Genomic DNA, 634 nt, shown 5'->3' with positions numbered 1-634 from the left:
GCTGTCCACAGACGTTTCACGCGGGCCTCTTGCAGGGCGCGGGTTTCGGCGTCGTCATCAGGGTGGCAGAACACCAGCAGTTTGACCACGTTTTCACGCGCCCATTCTTTGAACTGGCCAAAATCAACGCCCAGCTCTGGTTCAAATTCGATCGGGCGCGATCCGGGCAATTCGGTCGGACGACCGATCCACAGACCTGTGCCGCTGGCGGCGTGTAGTGCCGCACGGCCAATGCGGTTGTCGGTCAGAATGCCGTAACCGTCCTGATCGCCCTTTACCTGCAGCGCGGCCTTCAGGCATAGCTCTTTAAAGGCGCCGCCTTTTTCCAGGCTGTAGCCTTCCATTTCCTCTAGCTGCATACGGTGATCGAACGCAAAGGTGCGCACGGTCGACCAGTCGCCCGCGTTGCGGGTGTGACGGTTCGTGGACCAGTGGATTTGTTCCAGAGCAGGATCGTTACGCAGGTCTTTTTGAACCACGCCGCGTTCCAGGAAAAACTCCAGCTCGGTCAGCGATGGATAAGCAGGGGTACAGCCGTGACGCGATACCGCAAAAGCACCGCAAGCATTCGCGTATTTCAGAGCCGTCGGCCAATCGATGTTGTTGATGTCCGCGCAGTCCATCCAACCCTTCA

The 634-nt window shown here is 58.5% G+C and carries 1 protein-coding gene; it reads right to left on the bottom strand.

All coding sequences use genetic code 11. The features are described from left to right. Positions 1–634, bottom strand: a 634-nt coding sequence (locus ACXAGA_RS16455; RefSeq protein WP_475118552.1) for a 2-deoxy-5-keto-D-gluconate 6-phosphate aldolase domain-containing protein, incomplete at both ends; no start/stop codon positions are given.

This window comes from Marivivens sp. ABH4_498 (assembly GCF_056160585.1).
Note: the sequence above shows the minus strand (reverse complement) of the source record. Positions and strands in the feature narration are given on the sequence as shown.